16 protein-coding genes are annotated in these 18,904 nt (G+C 38.8%); 11 read left to right on the top strand and 5 right to left on the bottom strand.

All coding sequences use genetic code 11. The annotated features are described in order from the left end of the window. Positions 1-34: 34 nt before the first annotated feature. Entirely contained in the window at positions 35-1,225 is a 1,191-nt protein-coding gene (apbC, locus tag F935_RS11660) for an iron-sulfur cluster carrier protein ApbC (RefSeq protein ID WP_016139112.1), read from the top strand. 143 nt (positions 1,226-1,368) lie between these two features. Next, a complete protein-coding gene (locus F935_RS11655; protein WP_016139111.1) occupies positions 1,369-2,241 on the top strand; it encodes a 5'-methylthioadenosine/S-adenosylhomocysteine nucleosidase in 873 nt (290 codons plus the stop codon). A 32-nt stretch (positions 2,242-2,273) separates the two neighbouring features. On the opposite strand, the gene F935_RS11650 is transcribed toward F935_RS11655, so the two are convergent. Next, on the bottom strand, positions 2,274-2,843 hold the full coding sequence (locus F935_RS11650) for a DUF2062 domain-containing protein (protein ID WP_035366244.1): 570 nt from the start codon (positions 2,841-2,843) through the stop codon (positions 2,274-2,276). Between the two features lie 362 nt (positions 2,844-3,205). On the opposite strand from F935_RS11650, the gene F935_RS11645 reads away from it, so the two are divergent. The 7 genes from F935_RS11645 (at position 3,206) to F935_RS11615 (ending at position 12,835) form a co-directional block, all read left to right on the top strand. Beyond that, positions 3,206-3,799, top strand: a complete 594-nt coding sequence (locus F935_RS11645) for a LysE family translocator (protein ID WP_016139109.1) — start codon at positions 3,206-3,208, stop codon at positions 3,797-3,799. Positions 3,800-3,914: 115 nt separating this feature from the next. Continuing rightward, a complete protein-coding gene (gene dcd, locus F935_RS11640) occupies positions 3,915-4,484 on the top strand; it encodes a dCTP deaminase (RefSeq protein ID WP_016139108.1) in 570 nt (189 codons plus the stop codon). Positions 4,485-4,788: 304 nt separating this feature from the next. Next, positions 4,789-6,264, top strand: coding sequence for a hypothetical protein (locus F935_RS11635; RefSeq protein ID WP_016139107.1), 1,476 nt, complete (start codon positions 4,789-4,791; stop codon positions 6,262-6,264). Positions 6,265-6,495: 231 nt separating this feature from the next. Then, positions 6,496-8,538 (top strand): hypothetical protein, encoded by a 2,043-nt coding sequence (locus F935_RS11630; protein WP_016139106.1) that lies wholly within the window; start codon positions 6,496-6,498, stop codon positions 8,536-8,538. Between the two features lie 15 nt (positions 8,539-8,553). Further along, positions 8,554-9,279: a DUF6160 family protein gene (locus F935_RS11625; RefSeq protein WP_016139105.1), complete on the top strand. Its 726-nt coding sequence runs from the start codon at positions 8,554-8,556 to the stop codon at positions 9,277-9,279. A 32-nt stretch (positions 9,280-9,311) separates the two neighbouring features. Next, entirely contained in the window at positions 9,312-11,723 is a 2,412-nt protein-coding gene (locus F935_RS11620) for a DUF6160 family protein (RefSeq protein WP_016139104.1), read from the top strand. 158 nt (positions 11,724-11,881) lie between these two features. Further along, positions 11,882-12,835, top strand: coding sequence for a DUF6160 family protein (locus F935_RS11615; RefSeq protein WP_016139103.1), 954 nt, complete (start codon positions 11,882-11,884; stop codon positions 12,833-12,835). Positions 12,836-12,914: 79 nt separating this feature from the next. On the opposite strand, the gene F935_RS11610 is transcribed toward F935_RS11615, so the two are convergent. Both F935_RS11610 and F935_RS11605 read right to left on the bottom strand, forming a co-directional pair. Continuing rightward, positions 12,915-13,859: a tRNA dihydrouridine synthase gene (locus tag F935_RS11610; protein WP_016139102.1), complete on the bottom strand. Its 945-nt coding sequence runs from the start codon at positions 13,857-13,859 to the stop codon at positions 12,915-12,917. Between the two features lie 84 nt (positions 13,860-13,943). Continuing rightward, positions 13,944-14,753 (bottom strand): cytochrome C assembly family protein, encoded by an 810-nt coding sequence (locus F935_RS11605; protein ID WP_016139101.1) that lies wholly within the window; start codon positions 14,751-14,753, stop codon positions 13,944-13,946. Positions 14,754-14,893: 140 nt separating this feature from the next. Here F935_RS11605 and ffh point away from each other — a divergent pair, with 140 nt between their 5' ends. Then, the gene (gene ffh, locus F935_RS11600) at positions 14,894-16,309 is read left to right on the top strand and encodes a signal recognition particle protein (RefSeq protein WP_005048705.1); all 1,416 of its coding nucleotides are present in this window, start codon (positions 14,894-14,896) and stop codon (positions 16,307-16,309) included. A gap of 49 nt (positions 16,310-16,358) precedes the next feature. Here ffh and F935_RS11595 read toward each other — a convergent pair whose 3' ends face one another. Together F935_RS11595 and F935_RS11590 are read right to left on the bottom strand one after the other, a co-directional pair. Further along, on the bottom strand, positions 16,359-17,093 hold the full coding sequence (locus tag F935_RS11595) for a pantothenate kinase (protein ID WP_016139100.1): 735 nt from the start codon (positions 17,091-17,093) through the stop codon (positions 16,359-16,361). A 14-nt stretch (positions 17,094-17,107) separates the two neighbouring features. Further along, on the bottom strand, positions 17,108-17,860 hold the full coding sequence (locus F935_RS11590; protein WP_016139099.1) for a biotin--[acetyl-CoA-carboxylase] ligase: 753 nt from the start codon (positions 17,858-17,860) through the stop codon (positions 17,108-17,110). Positions 17,861-17,890: 30 nt separating this feature from the next. Between F935_RS11590 and F935_RS11585 the strand changes: the two genes are divergently transcribed. Next, positions 17,891-18,694, top strand: coding sequence for a sulfite exporter TauE/SafE family protein (locus tag F935_RS11585; RefSeq protein ID WP_016139098.1), 804 nt, complete (start codon positions 17,891-17,893; stop codon positions 18,692-18,694). Positions 18,695-18,904 lie beyond the last annotated feature (210 nt).

The following is an 18,904-nucleotide window of genomic DNA, read 5'->3' as shown; positions in this document are numbered from 1 at the left end:
TAAGCTGTAATGATCTGTTTTTGGAGTAAACAATATGTCTTGGCTTTCTTCATTGAAGTCTGTTTTTTCACCTGCACAAGAAGTGAAAGAAGATGAAATCCAAACCGTACTCCAAAATTATTTACTACCGCATTCAAAAGATGCTTTAAAAGAGCGCATTAGTCAGCTACAAGTTCAAGGTCGAGTATTACAACTCACCATTAATACCTTTCCTGATGAAAAAGAGCACTTGCAACAAATTCATGATGATTTGGTGGGTGCTTTAGAAAAGTGTGGTATTGAAGAATTAAACCTGCATGTAGTTCAGCAGAAGCGCCCTACACAAGAAGGTTCAAATTTACCGCCTGTGCTAGATGCATCAGCTAAATCAGAACCTGATCCGAATAATCCTCCTATTCAAAAAGCTGCTCCTCAACAAAGAGATGTTCCACTTCATCCGCGCATTAAGCATGTTATTTTAGTTTCATCTGGAAAGGGTGGCGTTGGTAAATCGACAACTACTGTTAATTTAGCACTTGCTTTGCAAAAAATGGGACTTAAGGTTGGGGTTTTGGATGCTGATATCTATGGCCCAAGTATTCCAACAATGTTAGGCAATGCAGGCAAAACACCTCTTATTGAAAGTGAAAATTTCGTGCCTTTAGATGCTTATGGAATGGCAGTTTTATCGATTGGACATTTAACTGGTGATAACAACACACCTGTTGCGTGGCGTGGGCCAAAGGCAACGGGTGCTTTAATGCAATTGTTTAATCAAACGCTTTGGCCTGATTTAGATGTACTCATGATTGATATGCCACCGGGTACTGGTGATATTCAACTCACGCTTGCTCAGCGTATTCCAGTGACTGGTTCAATCATTGTGACTACACCACAAAATGTTGCCTTACTAGATGCTACAAAAGGAATTGAGTTATTTAACAAAGTTGGCATTCCGGTATTAGGTGTTGTTGAGAACATGTCGACCCATATTTGCTCTAACTGTGGTCATGAAGAACAAATTTTTGGTATTGGTGGCGGTGATAAGCTCTCTGAGCAGTACCACATTCCATTGTTAGGTCGTTTACCTTTAAACGCTCAGATCCGTGAGCATGCTGATCAGGGTAAACCAAGTGTTGTAGCAATGGATGATGCAGCTGATAGTTATATTGATATTGCTAAAGTTATGTGGGAACAGATTGAAAAAATTCCTCAACGTACACGTGATGACAAGCGGATTTTTTAATTTATTAGAGCCCGACTTTAAGTCGGGTTTTTTATTGTCTGGTTAAAATAAAAAATTAAATTACTGAATTATAATAACAAAGCTAAACTTGAAATTGGCATGTAGATTGCTACTTTACACTTTTTAAAAAGAAAGGGTAAAAAATGCAATTTAAATGTGCTTTTGGCGTAATCAGTTTATGTAGTGCCTTATTTTTAGTCGGATGCAATAATGACGATTCTTCTGTTGCACAAACACCAACCGTTCAGGAACAAAAACAGAAACTACAGCCGATTATTATTCAGGGTGCTTTGCCAGTAGAATCGGAAAGAATGGCTTCAAAATTAGAGAATAAGACTGTTGAAGAAATTGGTGGGTGGAAGTTCTGGAAGGGTACCTATAACGGTTATCCAATGATTATCTCTAAAACTCGCATGGGTATGAGTAACTCAGCTGCGGCAACTGCTTTAGCTATCGAGCGTTATAAACCGATTGCGATCATTAATCAGGGAACAGCCGGTGGGCACGACCCAGATCTACACGTTTACGATATTGTTTTAGGAAAATATGCGACCAATATTGGTGCATTTAGAACCCCTAAACAGCCATTGGGTGCTGGGTCAAATTCACTCACTTGGGTTGAAGCTTTTGATGTTTTGCCAACAGATGAGTCTGATCCGGAACCGATTGCAATACGCAAATTTGAAGGTGATCAAGAGCTATTAATGGCGGCACATAAAGTCCGTTATGACAAAGGTGAGGTGGTTGAGGGAACAATTGGTTCAGCAGATGTTTGGAATAACGAACTTGATCGTATTCAATTTTTCCACCAACGTTATGGCACTTCAGTTGAGGAAATGGAAGCAGCGTCAGTTGCCCAAATCGCAAGTCAGTTGAATGTTCCTTTTCTAGGAATTCGAATCTTATCTAATAATATTACGAATAACGGAGCTTATGACCCTGGTACAGGAGAGGCTTGCCAAGAGTATGTACTCAATGTAGCCGAAGAGTATATGAAATCAAAACTACCAAAATAATAATTTAAAACTAAGCAAGAAGATTGGAGTTTTTATAAAGCCTCATTTTCTTGCTTTTTATGACGATGTCTACTTTTCCAGTTTTTAATAACCATCCAACGCCAGAAAATTTCTGTAGATAGATATAAAATGACGGCAAATACGAAAGCTTCGACAACTAGGCCTGTCATTAAAATTTTCGCAAGACTAAAATCAATGTGCCCGTGCCCGAAATGAGTAATCCAGCGGGAAATTTGGTGCAATACACCCAGCAGCATTTCTTTATTAATCATATGCACATGAAAAATATGCGCACCAAACCAAAAACCAATATAAAGAATTGGAACTAAAGTAAGAGGATTACTAAGCCAAGCCAGCATTAAGCTAATTGGTAAATTGACTTCGAATAGTAAGACCGCCATCACAATAAATACACTGTGAAAAGGAATAGGCAGTAAACCAAAAAAGGTTCCGACAAAAACAGCTCGGGTAATTGATTTTCGATTGACGTACCAAAGCACAGGATTCAAGGTCTTTTTACCAAAAATCCTTAGAAATTTCATATTTGAAACTTTCTCGGGTGAGGGAAGCCAAGATTGAAAAAAGTGCTTTGCCATAATCATTAAGGTAGTAGAGCGCGGTGCTCTATATAAAAAAATCAGAAACAATATATGAATTGAAACTTATTAAAAGCTTAAAATTTAAACTTACCATCACTATATATTTTTTATTATAAAGACTTTTGATGGAAAAATAGACTTAAAATAAAAATACTTATGTTACTTAAGTACGAAATTATTTGAAAAACATAACAACTGACCGTAAAGTTTTCTTTACCAATTTTTGTGGTAATTTTATAAGCATTTGTTTTTAATTGTTTTATTTTAAATTAAAAAACGATTTTAAAAACTTTGTCTTACAATTACTTTTTGCCATGTGACAGGATATCTATTAATCTGAGATGACTATATTGTGAGGTCATTCAATGATTTCATGGCTTTTTATTGGCTTAGTAGCCACAATTTTACTTACACCTGGTCCAACTAACACTTTGCTCGCTTCTTCAGGCGTGCAAGTAGGACTACGGAAATCGGTAAAACTTATTCCAGCAGAAGTTTTGGGTTATGTAATCGCTATTTCTGCATGGGGAATGCTGATTGGTAAAGTGTCTACCACATTGCCATTGCTGCCGCCTATTCTTAAGCTATTGAGTGCTTGCTATATTATTTTCTTAGCCATTAAGTTATGGCATACGGCAAATCAAGAAGTTGAATTAAATCAGCCTACGATCCGTACTCGTGAATTATTTTGTGCAACCTTACTGAATCCTAAAGCCTTACTCTTTGCTTCAGCAATTTTTCCTGTGGCTGCATGGAGCAATTTTCATATTTATTTGATTCATATGATGGCTTACTTAGCGCTTATTACGCCAATTGCATTATTCTGGATTTTCTTAGGATCACTTTTAGCTTCTAAGAAAGTTGCGTGGTTAAATCAGACTAATTTGCAAAAAACAGCTTCACTCGTTTTAGTCAGCTTTTCAATTCCTATTAGCTACTCTGCTTTACTCAACCTTTAAAAGTCTTGCTGAGCTATTCTTATTGAGAAGAGTAGCTCAAGCCTTGTTTTCATAATTGCTTTTTTACGTTAAAGTACGTCGCAATCAATGAAATTACCTTTTGGATAGAAAATACATGGCTATTAAGTCTGATCGTTGGATTCGCGAAATGAGCGAAAAACACGGCATGATTGAACCTTATGCAGAGAATCAAGTCCGTTTTGATGAAAATGGTGAAAAGTTGATTTCCTACGGGGTCTCTAGCTATGGCTATGATGTACGCTGTGCCCGTGAATTTAAAGTTTTTACTAACGTACATTCTGTAATTGTCGATCCAAAGAATTTTGATGACAAAAGTTTTATCGATATTGAGTCTGACGTTTGTATTATTCCGCCAAACTCATTTGCTTTAGCACGTACAATTGAATATTTCCGTATTCCTCGTAATGTGTTGACTGTATGCCTAGGTAAGTCGACCTATGCTCGCTGCGGTATCATTGTGAATGTGACTCCGTTAGAACCGGAATGGGAAGGTCATGTCACTTTAGAATTTTCAAACACCACTAATTTACCTGCCCGTATTTATGCAGGGGAAGGTGTAGCACAAATGCTATTTTTTGAAAGTGATGAAGTCTGTGAAACATCTTATAAAGATCGTGGTGGTAAATACCAAGGTCAAACAGGCGTTACACTTCCTAAAACATAATTTTTCTTAAATAAAGAAGAGTTTTAAAATAATGGGTCGCTTAGGTGGCCCACTTTTATGAATAAAATTTACATGAAGTGCGTTTATCGGAATAGTGAAAAATGACAGTTTCCTTTTGTATGAAATAATATAATATGATCAATAATTGATTTGTTTTTTTGTTCTGCGTCACAGAATTTAAAAGCAAATATATTGGATAGAGGTTGTCTTTTTGTAGTGGTTACTTAGTTATCTACTAAACTCAGACAGACCAAATAAAAAGAAATTAAACAGGATTAAGCCCCCAAGGATACGGAGGTCGGTCATGCGACAGTTTACGTCTCTTCATGTAGCGATAGCGCTTGGAAGCTTATGCTTTTCTTCAGCGTATGCTGCCTCTACATTAGTCCCTATGTCAGATTCGGAACTATCCGCAACTCGTGGTCAAGCATTGATGAGTATGTCTTATATTGCGCCTACGGATTCTGCAAATTTAGAAAAACTACGCGACAATAGTAGTAATATTGGCTTCTATAAATTAGGCTTGGAAGCTGAATTAGAAATTAATACCAATATTCGTAAATTACAGTTAGGTTGTGGTGGTGTTAACGGTGCGGGTGGCTGTGATATTGATATTGATAATCTAAGCCTAAGTGGTCAAAAGTTCGATACGAATGGTAATCCTTTGGCGATGTCTAGTGAAGAGCGTGCTTCGTCTTCTGCTGTTTTAACAAATCCGTTCATAGAGTTTGCAATTAAAAATCCTAATTCTGCATCAACCCGTGAAGTCGCAGGTCTAAGATTAAGTGCTGAGAAATTTATCGGCTTGCTTACAGCAGGTACTGAAAATACATCTAGGCCAAATGGCATTAACTCGATTTCTGGTTATATGAAAGTTCAATCTGATAGCAGTGGTTTAATTAAAGGTTACGCGACAACTTCTGCTACACGGGACAATTTATATGGAACAAATGCAGTTACAGGTCGTTTACAGGCTTTGGGTTTAGGAGGGGCCGCTGAGGTAAGCTTTGTTACTTCAGATGGTGGATTTAATATTCCAGGCATTCAAAATAACTATTTTGAAATTGCCCCAATTCAGGTCAATGGTAATCGAGTCAGTTCTAAAGTTTTATCTGCTCCAGTAAAAGTCCCTAATATTTATGTTGGGCATAGTAGTTCGTACCCAGTAGATGGTGTTGTGCAATACAATGCGGCAGGTCCACACGACCCAGCTTATCCTGAACCAACAGGTATTTATACTCAGGGTGGTAAAGTTGAAGCCACAGTAACAAGCTGTAGTGTATTAGCATGTCTCATTGCAGGCCAAGGTTCTAAATTTTCTAATGTATATATGAATGGTACAATTTCAAATATTACAGCGAATTTAAATTTAACTCAGTCATTGGGACTTATTCATAATTTACCAATTAACTCACCCATGTACCTTGCTCTACAAAATCAAATGCTTCAATGGCCAGGCGCTAAAGCAGATGATGTGGCTCAAAAAGGTTGGTGGATGTCTTTTGCAAATCCAGTTAACGTCGGTAATATCATTCCGCAAGATGCGATTGATATTTCACCTCTTTTTCCACAAATTTCAACGGCTGTTTCTGCCTATTTACAAGCTAACCCAGCACAAACCTCTGATTTAGGAGGATTATTAAAGCTGGGGGATTTAGATGTAAATATTGGTACAGTTGATTTGAAAAATAGTCCGCTCACATTAAATTTAAGCAACTTGCAGTTAACGAATCAAAACTTTAAGCCAAACTGCCATGGTTCAGGTTTAACTTTTTGTTAAATTCCGAGAAGGCAACTTAAGTTGTTTTACATTCATCGGAAAAGTAATTTTTTACATGCTTTTTTTTGCATTTGTGCAAATATTCCGCATAATAGAAATGTGGAAAGGTTGGCAATATCTTTTGGATTTGCCTCTTTGCCTAAGGTGAAAAGGATAGATTCACCTGGCATCAAGGATTGTTAAAGAAAAATAAATATGGTGCGCGGCATCGTATAAAACAGGAAGGTCAAGATGACTACACTTAATTATACGGTAAGGTTTCAAAAAACCGTTTTGGCAAGTTTAATCGGGCTTTGTATAAGCCAAGCTAGTTTCGCACTCGAAGAACTTTCTGATGCGGGCTTAAGTGCAACTACAGGTGAAGGTATTGCTATCTTGCCGCAGAATGCTTATATGGTATTTCGTGGCGCAGGTGCTAATGAAACCTCAAGTCAGATATTAACAGATCGTACTAAAGACACGGGTTATATCAATTATGTACCTGTCGGTCCTTTAAGTATGACAGCAGCAGATACCAATAAAAATGGCTCTGTCGATTCCGGTGATCGCGCTGTTGGTAAAGCAGATATTTTTCTTTATGGTTTAGCGCTTTCCAAATCTGATAATGATACGAATAGCCGTATCGCTTCTACTGACACTGCTGCTGCAATTTCAAGTTGGGGGACTGCCGTCAACCCATGGATTTTTAAAGTCGCGACAGAAAACTCAGTACCTAATTTCAGTGCGGCTACTTGTAGTGGTGCGAGTGATCCATCTTGCCAAGTAACCTATTTAGCTTTGGAAGCTCCTTTATATGAGGTTGGAACGAAGGATTCCGCAGGTATAGATGCCTATAAGCTGAAATTAGGTTTATGGTCAGATATCTTTGTCCGAAATCCAAATAAAATAAATGGTGCAGCAGACCAATTTAATTATGGCGACTCAAATGGCTTAATTGGTACGAGTACGGATGCAAGCCGTGCAAACCGTCTTCGTTTACAAGGAGTTTGGAATAACTTTAGCTTAAATGGTAGTCGTTTACAGCTTTTCCAAACATTAGGGGGCGCAACATCTGCTGGTGGAATGAGTCCTTTTTATAATGATACTTTAGGTTTCGCTGGTGTTATTCGTTTAAATAGCGGTGATGCATCTAATTTAAGAGCGACAATTACTTCAAATACTCCAACATCTTCGGTAGGGCCTTGGGTAAATCGTTATAGTACCCAATATACGGGTGCCCCAAGTAATAACTCTCCAAGCGCTGATTGGTTATATCGGATTCGCAGTCAAACTACGACGGTTACTTCAACTGGTTCATGGACTGCCCCAACAGACAGCGCTATGAATAACGTATTACGTTTGAGCACGCGTGAATCTGGAACTACTCAAGGTAATTTGGTAACACCTGCAATTAATGGTGGGCTTGCTCCAACTTTTGATGCAAATGAAGGTTTATACCTCTATAACCCGAATATTAACCTTGTTTTGGGTTCTTTATATCAACCACTAGTTTTAAGCTCAGATGGTAAAAACTTTAGTTTAGAACTTGCACGCATTCCGAATAAACCTGAAATTTATAAGAAAATTTATACAGACTATAGTGGTGCCGATACGAGTTATTTAGGTTCTACTTGTAATATTTACCAATGTGGCACCAGTGTCACGTTAGGTGGTAAAACTTACCAAGGCTCTAGTGCAACACATAGCAGTATTTCAATTGGTTCAACTGTTTATAATTCTTCGAACAATACTTTAGAAGCATTTAAAGGGAATAGTACACAAGATGCGGTCGGTATTTCATTTGGTAAACTACCTACGGGCACTGTAGCGGCTATAACGCAGACTAAAAACTTCTACCAATTGCAAAATCAAGAACGTCGTGCAGGCAGTTATAGCTGTGGATTTTTGAACTTAAGTACTTGTTATGATACTTGGCAGTACCGTACAGCATCGGGCTGGACTGGAAATGCAGGCACAGGTTTAAAATTTGACTCTCAAGGTGCTAACTGGGCGAGTATTGACAATACCTCTTATTACAACCCGACAGTAAATAATACAGGTTATACCTTAGCTGATGCCGGAAATGGCGCTCAGTATGTTGTACCAACTGCCACACCTTTACCAGATGCACTTTATAACAATGGACGTTGGTCTACCACCACACCAAATGCAGATTTGAACACCTATAAATTATCTGGGGCACAAATTAGCTCAGCCATTAGTAATAACATGGGTTCAGGTGTTATTGACGGTGTTTTAATCCAACATTTGAAACTGACAACCAAAGGTTTATAAGAGGAGGATAATAATATGAAAAAATTAAGTACTTTGATCCTCGCTCTTTGCGCAACGGTTACTCATGCGGAGCTGCAAACTTTAGATAATGACGCTTTGCAGGCAATTAATGGTCAGGCTGGTGCTGATTTATCTTTAATGCTCAATTTAAACCAGACGAGTAACGGTATATTTGATAATGGGAGTGGTGGTGTCTGTGAGAACGTAGAGTTCTGTCATTTAGGCTTGGCGATTAACAAACGTTTCGTACAAGCAGATGCAACTAAACCAAGTGGTTGGGCAGAAAATAGCGATAGTGGTAATAAACTTTGGCTTGTGTTTAAAGGTGTACAAGGAACTTTAAATATTCAAAAAATGGGCTTGGATGGTGCTGATTTAAAGTATCTGGATAAAAGTAATACTGAAATTATTAAGCCTGCTATTCAGCTTAGTTTTAGCTCAGCTCAACCTATTTTATTTCGTAATTTTGGCTTCAATGCTTTATCGATTGAACAAGATAACTTTACCAGCTCAACAACAACGCAAGGCTCGAGCGCAAATATGTATGATTATGCATATTTCAAAAAACCGACATATGCTGCGACTGCTAATAGTGCTGCACAGCAAGTTGCTACAGCAACTCCATCAGCCTATGACTATGGGCGTGAAACTGGGTTCATGGGTTTAATGATGAATGGGAATTTGGCTATTCAAGGAAAAGTCATGGTCTTTAGCTGTGATGGTAGCCATCCTCGTTGTTAAGGGGTAATGTAGATTTCAAAGGAACTGAAGTGATGAAAAAAAATAAAGAAAATCACAGCTCAAAGTTTATTTTAAATACATTAGCAACCAGCATGTTGTTAGTGAGTGGTCAAATTTATGCTTTAGAAGCTTTAACAGATGCTGATTTGAGTGCCGTCAATGGACAAGATGGGATCTCTATTCAAACTACGTTTAATGAAATTAATATTGATAATGCTTACTGGGATGACCATGCTGGTACGCCAACAAGTGCTGATCAGGTATTAAGAGCTCAAGCAAGTGGTGTAAAAGTCCAAAAAAGTAATGCATCTAGCCAACCTTTAAGCACTAATTATCGTTTAGATGTAGGGAGTAACCCAACTACGGGTAAAACTGGACTAGACTTTTCTATGCAAAGTAGTCCATCACTTATTACCGTAAATAGTTTTAAAGTTTGTAATAGTTCAGCTACATGCTCGCCAACTTTAGGGCAGTTGGCTATTCAAACGACTTCTCCTTTAAATTTGGCACTTACAACCCAAGATGGGCTATTTAATGCAAATAGTCAGTCAAGCATGACGCTTGGTATTAATAATGCCAATATTTATCTAGGGCAATTGGATGCTCGCAGCCAGCTAAATCAGTTAATTTTAAGAAATTTTAACTTTAATTTTGTTGGTAAAGGGGCCATGTTGATTGACCCAACTCGTGGCTTAGTTTTACAGACAAATACTGGAACTAATGTTGCTGGTGTAGGGCAAACTCCGAATAGTACCTATGGCTATGTTGATTTTAACCGTGTAGCAGATTCAGCTTCTGGTTTAACTGCGGGTACATATGTTGACAGTAGCGGAAAAGTAACCAATTCAGGCCTGAATATTGAGGTGATGCTCAGCTCGAATGTAGATAAAACTAACCCTTATGCTTTAGATGCAACTAATAGCCCACAAAATGCGAAAGGTTTGATTCGTTTAGGTGCTAGCGGACGTATGGTAAATAGTTATTTACAACTCCGTGGTATGGACGGTACGTCAGATTCAACAACATTAGGTACGGCAAATACCGCTGCGGGTACAGGTTCAAGTAATAGTATTTTAGGTAATTCTGGCATTGCCTTTCGTATGAAAGGTGAATTCACCAAAGATAATGATTCAATGCTAGGCACAGATGGCAAAGCGACCACTTTAGAAATTGGTGGAGCGGGTCTGAATGCTTACGGTTTCGAGTTTGGCAATTTAACTGGTCTTAACTCAGCTACGCGTGGTTATTTTGACAGCGGAAATATTTATCTAAATCTTGCTGATACAAAAACCTTATTAATGCCAAACAACGCGACTTTAAATGCAATTCGTTTAGGCAGTGGTACTTTAACAACAGCTGCTGATTATCAACATAACATTCACCGTGATACGGTTACTAATCCATTCAGTTTAATTCTTGCTATGCGTGGAGCAGAGTTTCAAGCATTTTCAAGACGTGGTCGTTTTACGACAAGTGCGAATGTCGCTCCTGCAAATCAGTTTGCAGACAATGGTGCAAACAACCAGTGGGGCTTGGCATTACCTTTTTATAACTTAAATGCTAATGCTGCTGTTTATGGTTTAGACGCGCCAGCAAATAGTGCTTATTACTATACAAAAGATGCCAATGGTAAACCTGTTCAGAATGTTGTTGCTGCATCAGGAACGACTTCGCGTTTAGGTTTTGGTATTGCTGCTGGAACTACTGGACGTGATGCGACTGGAACTAAAACGACCTCAATTTTATTAATTGATGGTTCTCCAAATGCGAATAATGCGGGTAACCCGACTGATTATTATATGGGGTTACGTAACATTGATATGTTCGTCAAAGGCAATGGAAGCATTGGTTTAGAAAATGGCAGTCTTAATATTAGTTTAAAAGAGATGCTACTTGCTTTATCAACTGAAATTGCAGCAGGTTATTTACCTGGGGCAAAATATAAAACTTGTCCAGCTACCGGTTCATGTACCTCACCAATTGATAACTTTGCCAGAAATAATGATGTCTTATTTGGTCTAAAACTGCGTTTAGGTGGAGATCTTAACTTATCGATCGTGCCAAACAGTTCAATTGCAGATGGTAGTGCTCTAACTGTACTCGGTGATTTCACCATGCCTGCCACAGCAACTGGAAATACGGTTCAAATTAGTGATCCGATCGATGGTTCTGCAATTGGCTTTGATAATATTACTGGAAAGCTTGCGTTTAATACTGCTTTAGTTGTTGGTAAAGACAGTGCAAGTGGTTTAGGTAAAGTTGGCGTAAATACGGCGGTTTATTTTAATCCTGATAAGAGTATCGACGGCGCATTGCGTGTTAAAGATATTAATTTTTACCCACCTTCAACTGGTGCAGGTGCACGTTTAGGTGAGCTTGCGATTACTGGTGGACGTTTAAATAGTAGCTTTAGTATTGTGCCTAGAAATGGTGCTTTTAACTAATCAAAAAATGGCAGTCATTGCCACTTTTTATGTGGTTTTTATTTTAATGTGATTAGATTTGCATTCGTCGGGTTATAGGGATAATTGTTTTGTACTTGTATATTATTCTGATAGTCTGAACAAATAATAAGCGTTTGTCTCTTAAGGATTAGAGCGACATGAAGAATAAAAATATAGGGTGCTGGTTGCTACTTGCCAGTAGTTCAAGTGTTTTTGCAATGCAGCCTTTGGATGATCAAAGCCTTGCGGCAGCAACGGGCCAAAATGGTTTAACCTTAGGTATTCAGGCTGATAAAGTTAAATTTAATCAAGTCGCTCTGATTGATACAAATGGTATCGCTTCAACTTCATATAACAGTAAGGCTGGCTTTGTCATTGCAGGGAATTCTACTAATCCGGTTCCTGGCATAGAGTTTATTAAAGCTGCCGTATCGAGTAATCCTTCTTTTAATATTGCAATGGATGTCGATGCTGGTGGTGGAAATCCTTTTTTAAATTTAGCGGTATCCATGGGGAGTGATGTAAATGGTATTCGACTTTTACCATTTTCAGTTTATTTAGCCCCAAGTGCATCCTTATCTAGTCCATCCGATTACGCACTAACAAGCTATGCACCAAAATCAATTTTTAGTTCGGGAACGACAGTAAATACGGGTGTAAAAGAGCTGATCCGTTCTACTGGCAATCTGGATATTAACTTTGTACAAACTAATAAACCTCGTTTAAATATTCAGCTTGGCCATGCTGCTCAATCAGTTATGGTTAAATTTGGAGGGGCAATTCAATCTATTTGTTCTGCTGCTGCAGGTTGTCCAATTACTTTAGTGTCTGATAATACGGGTGCTACATTTGGATTTAAATTTGCTGGCACAAATACCTCAACAGGTTTTGTACTTGATGGTTTCTATGCAGGTGTTGATCCAACTGGATTAACTTTTGGAAATACAGGCGTATCAAGTAAATTTGATGCTTCACTTAATAATGTCACTTTAGGAAATATGGGTACCCAAAATACAACAACGTTTAATAATTTACCGAATGGCTCAATGGGGAGTTTTGGTGTCACTGGTGTTTCTGTAACTGACTTTAAAATGAAAGTAAGTGGCTTTTAGAAAAAATAATTACTTAACCTGAAAAACGAAAGAGGGCGGTTGTAAAAACAATCGCCCTCTTTTTTTTGACTATACTGCGTTAAATGTTTTCTGATCTGGTGTGTTCTAACTGTTGGACAATTTCATCCAAAGCTTTAATACGTTTAACTTGGTCCCATAATTCTTTCGCTTGAGGGTAGGCTTTCGTCATCATGCCTAACCATTGCTTATAACGACCAACCATACCAATTTCTGTCTTTGCCTGACCGTTTAAAAAGCGAATTTGTAAATCAACCAGTTGTTCCCAACTAAATAACGCTTCATCCATGTTTTGGCGAATGCATTGTGTTAAATCTGGAGTCGTTACCGCACCACGACCAATCATTAAGTCGTCACAACCAGACTGTTGCTGACAGGCTCTAGCATCAGCATTGTTCCAGATTTCACCGTTGGCAATTACATTAATTTTTAAAGCTTCTTTAATGGGCAGAATTTTTTCCCAATAAGCAGGAGGTGTGTAACCATCTGCTTTAGTTCGAGCGTGTACAGTTAACCAGCTTGCACCAGCATCTTCAACAGCGTGGGCATTTTCCATGGTGTGGTTTTCATCGAGATAACCTAAACGCATTTTTGCTGAAACAGGAATGTGTGCAGGTACCGCATCTCTGACTGCTTTAATGAGCATATGTACAACATCAGGTTCATCAAGAAGAACAGAGCCGCCTCTGTGTCGGTTTACAGTTTTTGCAGGACAACCGAAATTTAGATCAATTGCTGGTGCACCAAGCTCTACAACTCTTGCTGCATTTGCTGCCAGCATATCTGGATTGTTACCTAAGAATTGGACATGAACAGGTGTACCAGCTGCTGTTTTACCGTCATTTTTTAATTCTGGACAAAAACTATAGTAAATATGGTCTGGCAAAATACTGTCTGTAACTCGAATAAACTCGGTCACACACCAGTCGAAATGACCAACAGATGTGAGTGTATCCCGCATGATCGGGTCAGTTAAACCTTCCATTGGAGCGAGTATGAGTTTCACAGTCTGTGTCACCTGAGCAAAAAGAAAACAGCGTTATACGGGATATGTATAACGCTGTCTAGTATCGAAGAAGTTTTAATTTATTTAACGGCCTAAGATCATTTCAAGCACAAATTTACTGCCAATAAAACCAATCGCCAAAAGCACAAAACCGATTAAGGTAAAACGAATCGCTTTTTGACCTCGCCATCCAAGTTTGTAATGGCCAATCAAGAGTGATCCATAGATAAACCAAGAAATAATACTAAATACGGTTTTATGAGCGAGATGCTGTGCAAAGAAGCTATCGATCGTCAAGAAACCAAAAGCGAGTGCAATCGTTAATAAAATAAATCCAGTAATGATCAGATCAAATAACAAAGACTCCATCGCCTGAATTGGCGGAAGTAAATTGACCCAAAAACGTTTTTTTTGTTTCTTTTTGAGTTCACGATTTTGGAACCATAGCAAAATAGCGTGAATGGTTGCCATCAGTAAAACTGCATAAGCAGAAAGTGAAAGAATAATATGAGTATCTAAGCCTAATGAATGCTGCTCAATAAATTGATTTGGTCGGCTGAATGCAAAACCTAAAATAAGGCCAATAGCCGCTACAGGAATACCTAATAAGTTCAACGGTACAATAGGGCGAAAAATACTAAAAATTAAACTTAACAACAGCATAAGCCACGATGTAAACGATACTAAATTAAAAACATCGTAGTTAATGCCGGCTGGTGTCAGCATGGCATGGCATAAAACTGTACCATGCAGCAGAAGTGCCAAAGTCGCAATAAAAGCAAATAACCATGGGTTTGGTTCACGTTTTGACATTAAACGAATAAACAAATACCAGAAAGAAGTGGTATATGCGATGAGTGCCAAAATTGTGTAAACCAAGGGGAGGCTAATCATGTCAAACCTTTTTCAGGATTAATTCATCTATATAAGATATAAATTCGCTGCGAACTAAAGTATCCTATAGCATTCTATGCATAAATTTTCTATTTCGAGAAAGATTTTTTTGCAACTAGCCATTTTAAGCGGATTTTGCAATGTTTGATACCTTAACAGAACGACTCACACAGAGTTTAAGAAATGTTACTGGCTCAGGGCAGCTGACCGAAGACAATATTAAAGATACCTTACGTGAAGTACGTATGGCACTTCTTGAAGCCGATGTCGCGTTACCTGTAACTCGTGAATTTATCGCGAAAGTTAAGGAAGAGGCATTGGGCCAAGAAGTGATGACTCAGTTATCACCAGGCCAGGCATTTGTAAAAATTGTCTATGACGAACTCACCAAGATGATGGGTGAGGCGAATGAAACACTTGATTTAAGTGCTAAGCCTCCCGTTGTTGTATTACTTGCTGGTTTACAAGGTGCGGGTAAAACAACAACTGCCGCTAAGTTGGCACGTTTCTTAAAAGAACGTCAAAAGAAAAAAGTAATGACGGTTTCTGCGGACGTTTACCGTCCAGCAGCGATTAAACAGTTAGAAACTGTGTCAGCAGAAGTTGGTGCCGGTTTTATTCCTTCAGATGCTTCTGAAAAGCCAATTGATATCGTTAATCGTGCAATTGAACAAGCAAAAATCCAGTTTGCTGATGTATTGATTGTCGATACCGCAGGTCGTTTGCATGTCGATGAAGACATGATGGACGAAATTAAAGAATTACATGCTGCCGTTAAGCCGACTGAAACCTTGTTCGTGGTTGATGCCATGACAGGTCAGGATGCTGCAAATACAGCTAAAGCGTTTAATGATGCATTAGCACTTACGGGTGTGATTCTTACTAAAACTGATGGTGATGCACGTGGTGGTGCAGCGCTTTCTGTACGTGCAATTACGGGTAAGCCAATCAAGTTCTTAGGTATGGGTGAGAAGCTTGATGCTTTAGAACCATTCCATCCAGATCGTGTTGCTCAACGTATTTTAGGCATGGGTGACGTACTTTCTTTAGTCGAGGAAGTTGAACGCAAAATCGACAAAGAAAAAGCCGAAAAAATGGCTAAAAAATTGCAAAAAGGCGGCAGCTTCAACTTTGAAGATATGCTGATGCAATTTGAGCAAATGAAAAGTATGGGCGGCATGATGGGCTTCTTAGATAAGTTGCCTGGCATGAGCGGTGCAGGAATTCAGCAAGCGATTGAGCAAGCAAATCCTGAAAAACAGGTCAAGAAAATGGAAGCTATTATCCAGTCAATGACCGTTAAAGAACGCCGTAATCCAGACTTGATGAATCCGAGTCGTAAAAAACGTATTGCAGCTGGTTGTGGTATGGATGTTGCTGAAGTGAATAAACTCATTAAGCAACAAGCACAAATGGCTAAAATGATGAAGAAATTTGCGAATCCATCTGGTATGAGCAAAATGATGCGTTCATTAGGCAATATGCAAAAACAATTTGGCGGCGGCGGTGGCGGCGGAATGGGCCCACTGTTTGGCAACAATGACCAAAAGAAATAAACTTATAAAATAAAAGGCGCAGATAGCGCCTTTTATTTTGTTCTGTATTTTAGTCTTTAGGATAATGAGCAATATATTGTTGTAGTCCTTTGAGCAAAAGATCAGTTTCTACGACCGGATCATATTTTTTCAAGAACTTAGCAAAAATAGGAGCATCTCCACCCGTAAGGAGCAACTTTTTAGGAGATTGCTGCATAATGCTTTCAATCGTACTAATAAGGCCTAACAAAATACCATGGTGTACTGCATCGACTGTGTTATTGCCTGGGTTTAAATTATCAAAAGCTGAGTCTGGAATTTTGATGCCCTTTGTATTTTGAATAAGCGCATCGCGCTGCAAATACAAATTAGGGAGGATGTAACCACCTAAATGTTGTTTGCCTTGCGTTAAATCAATCGTAAGCGCTGTTCCGCAACCAATAATGCAATAGTTTTCATCTGTTTGAGCTACAGCGAGTACTTGTAGCCAACGGTCAATCCCGAGCTGACTTGGAATTTCATAGCCGCACTTTAACTCAGCATATTCAGCATGAACTTTGGCAAAAACAACAGGAATTTCGAGCCATTTTAAAATCTGCTGAATACGTTGATTGTTTTCGGTATCGAGTACTGAAGAAATCCCAATGCGATGCAAACCTTGATGTTTAAAGTGTTGAATTAAACCCAATAATAAATCGGCAGGGGACTGTAAATGTAGCTCAGCTGCATGTTCAATAATCTGTTGATTTTCAGTAATCCAATACTTTAAACGGGTGTTCCCGATATCAAGCCATAAACTTTTCATGGAAGAACACCTGTTTATTGATTTGCTTGTGGTCTTAAGCGACCTTGATAAAACTGCTGAGGTTCAGGAGTTTCAAGAATTACTGCACCTTCATTGGAAATTCCAACAAAACGACCATGTACCAATCCCTGACTATGTTCGAACTGCACCAACTGATTAAGCCATGCAGCATGGTGATTAAAACGTCCAGCCAAGTTGTAGCAACCATGATCAAACCAGCGAGCTGCATTTTGAATCGCCACATAAAGCTCTGAAATGAGTTCAAGACGACTCATTTGTTCTAGACCTAAATCCTCTAGAGATGTAATCGGTTGATCACTATCAGTCACTGGTGGTGTTTTTAAATTAATGCCTACGCCCACAATAGCCTGATGCTGGGAAAGCGGTTCGACCAAAATTCCACCCCATTTTCCATGCGTACTATACAAATCATTTGGCCATTTCACTTGCAAATTCAGAGCTTGTAACTGGGGGATTTGCAGAATATTTAGAGCAACTTCAAGTGCTAAGCGACCATCTAAGGGTGTTCGAGTTTGAACCAATGTGCTTAAATAAATGTTTCCTTCAGGTGAAATCCATTGCCGTTGATGTTGACCTCGCCCTTGAGTTTGTTGAGCACTGCAAACCAAGCCCGTTGTAATGCCTTTTTTGGCAATTTCACGAATATCATCATTGGTCGAAGTTGTGGTTGCTTTTAATAAAACCACTTCTGGAAGCTGGTTTTTTGCGCTTAAAAGTTGTTGTAGTTGGCGAGTCTCTAAATCCATGTTGAATATGAGCAGAGTGGTAAAACATTTATGGAGTTAATCATATATTTACTCATTGGCGCAATTGCTGGTTTTACTGCCGGTTTGTTTGGAGTTGGTGGTGGACTAATTATTGTACCAATCCTCTATGTCGTTTTTACCCAGTTGCACTATGACCCAGCGGTAATCATGCATATTGCAGTCGGAACATCGCTTGCAACCATTATCGTAACGTCCTTTAGTTCAGTTTCGGCCCACCATAAAAAGGGTGCGGTTCTTTGGCCTGTTTTTCGTAATTTAGCACCTGGGCTGGTGATTGGTTCATTTTTAGGAGCGGGTATTGCCGATCTGATGTCTGGTCAGCATTTACAGCTCATTATTGGTGTTTTTGCGGTTGTGATGGCCTATCGTATGTTTAAAGGGGCAAATGTGGTTGTTGACCCAACACGTCAGCTTCCTTCAACACCTATGCAATTTATGGCGGGTGGTGGTATTGGTATTGCCTCTGCAATTTTTGGTATTGGGGGCGGCAGCTTAACTGTTCCATATTTAAACCGTCATGGCGTTGTTATGCAAAAAGCAGTCGCAACTTCTGCTGCTTGTGGTTTACCCATTGCTGTTGCGGGTGCAATTGGCTTTATGTGGTTTGGTGCAAAAGAACACATCTCTGTACCTAACACGATTGGTTATGTGCACATCTATGCGTTTATTGGCATTAGTGTCATGAGTTTTGTTACAGCCAAGTTTGGCGCAAAAGTTGCTCATGCATTGTCACCACAAATGTTGAAAAAATGCTTTGCCTGTTTGTTAGTGGTGGTAGGTACTTACTTTATATATAAAGGGATTATGCACTAGAAAATAAAATATTCATCTTGCTAGAACTATGATTTAAGAGCTTGAGTTTTTAGAAATTCGAGCTTTTTTTATTCAATAAAATAAGAACATTCGGGGCTTTTATTCATCCGATTTGGGTGTTGTTTTTAAATGGGTTGGCTTAAAATGCAATAAAATTGTCAGACAATGACATAGTTTTTAATCGGTGCGATCAGTTAAAAACAAGGATGC

Source organism: Acinetobacter calcoaceticus ANC 3811 (assembly GCF_000399665.1).
GTDB lineage: Bacteria > Pseudomonadota > Gammaproteobacteria > Pseudomonadales > Moraxellaceae > Acinetobacter > Acinetobacter calcoaceticus_B.
This window is presented reverse-complemented; position numbering and strand designations above follow the sequence as displayed.

Coding starts and splice junctions, on each gene's coding strand:
- apbC (WP_016139112.1), top strand. CDS start 35: ATGTCTTGGCTTTCTTCATTGAAGTCTGTTTTTTCACCTGCACAAGAA.
- F935_RS11655 (WP_016139111.1), top strand. CDS start 1,369: ATGCAATTTAAATGTGCTTTTGGCGTAATCAGTTTATGTAGTGCCTTA.
- F935_RS11650 (WP_035366244.1), bottom strand. CDS start 2,843: ATGATTATGGCAAAGCACTTTTTTCAATCTTGGCTTCCCTCACCCGAG.
- F935_RS11645 (WP_016139109.1), top strand. CDS start 3,206: ATGATTTCATGGCTTTTTATTGGCTTAGTAGCCACAATTTTACTTACA.
- dcd (WP_016139108.1), top strand. CDS start 3,915: ATGGCTATTAAGTCTGATCGTTGGATTCGCGAAATGAGCGAAAAACAC.
- F935_RS11635 (WP_016139107.1), top strand. CDS start 4,789: ATGCGACAGTTTACGTCTCTTCATGTAGCGATAGCGCTTGGAAGCTTA.
- F935_RS11630 (WP_016139106.1), top strand. CDS start 6,496: ATGACTACACTTAATTATACGGTAAGGTTTCAAAAAACCGTTTTGGCA.
- F935_RS11625 (WP_016139105.1), top strand. CDS start 8,554: ATGAAAAAATTAAGTACTTTGATCCTCGCTCTTTGCGCAACGGTTACT.
- F935_RS11620 (WP_016139104.1), top strand. CDS start 9,312: ATGAAAAAAAATAAAGAAAATCACAGCTCAAAGTTTATTTTAAATACA.
- F935_RS11615 (WP_016139103.1), top strand. CDS start 11,882: ATGAAGAATAAAAATATAGGGTGCTGGTTGCTACTTGCCAGTAGTTCA.
- F935_RS11605 (WP_016139101.1), bottom strand. CDS start 14,753: ATGATTAGCCTCCCCTTGGTTTACACAATTTTGGCACTCATCGCATAT.
- ffh (WP_005048705.1), top strand. CDS start 14,894: ATGTTTGATACCTTAACAGAACGACTCACACAGAGTTTAAGAAATGTT.
- F935_RS11595 (WP_016139100.1), bottom strand. CDS start 17,093: ATGAAAAGTTTATGGCTTGATATCGGGAACACCCGTTTAAAGTATTGG.
- F935_RS11590 (WP_016139099.1), bottom strand. CDS start 17,860: ATGGATTTAGAGACTCGCCAACTACAACAACTTTTAAGCGCAAAAAAC.
- F935_RS11585 (WP_016139098.1), top strand. CDS start 17,891: ATGGAGTTAATCATATATTTACTCATTGGCGCAATTGCTGGTTTTACT.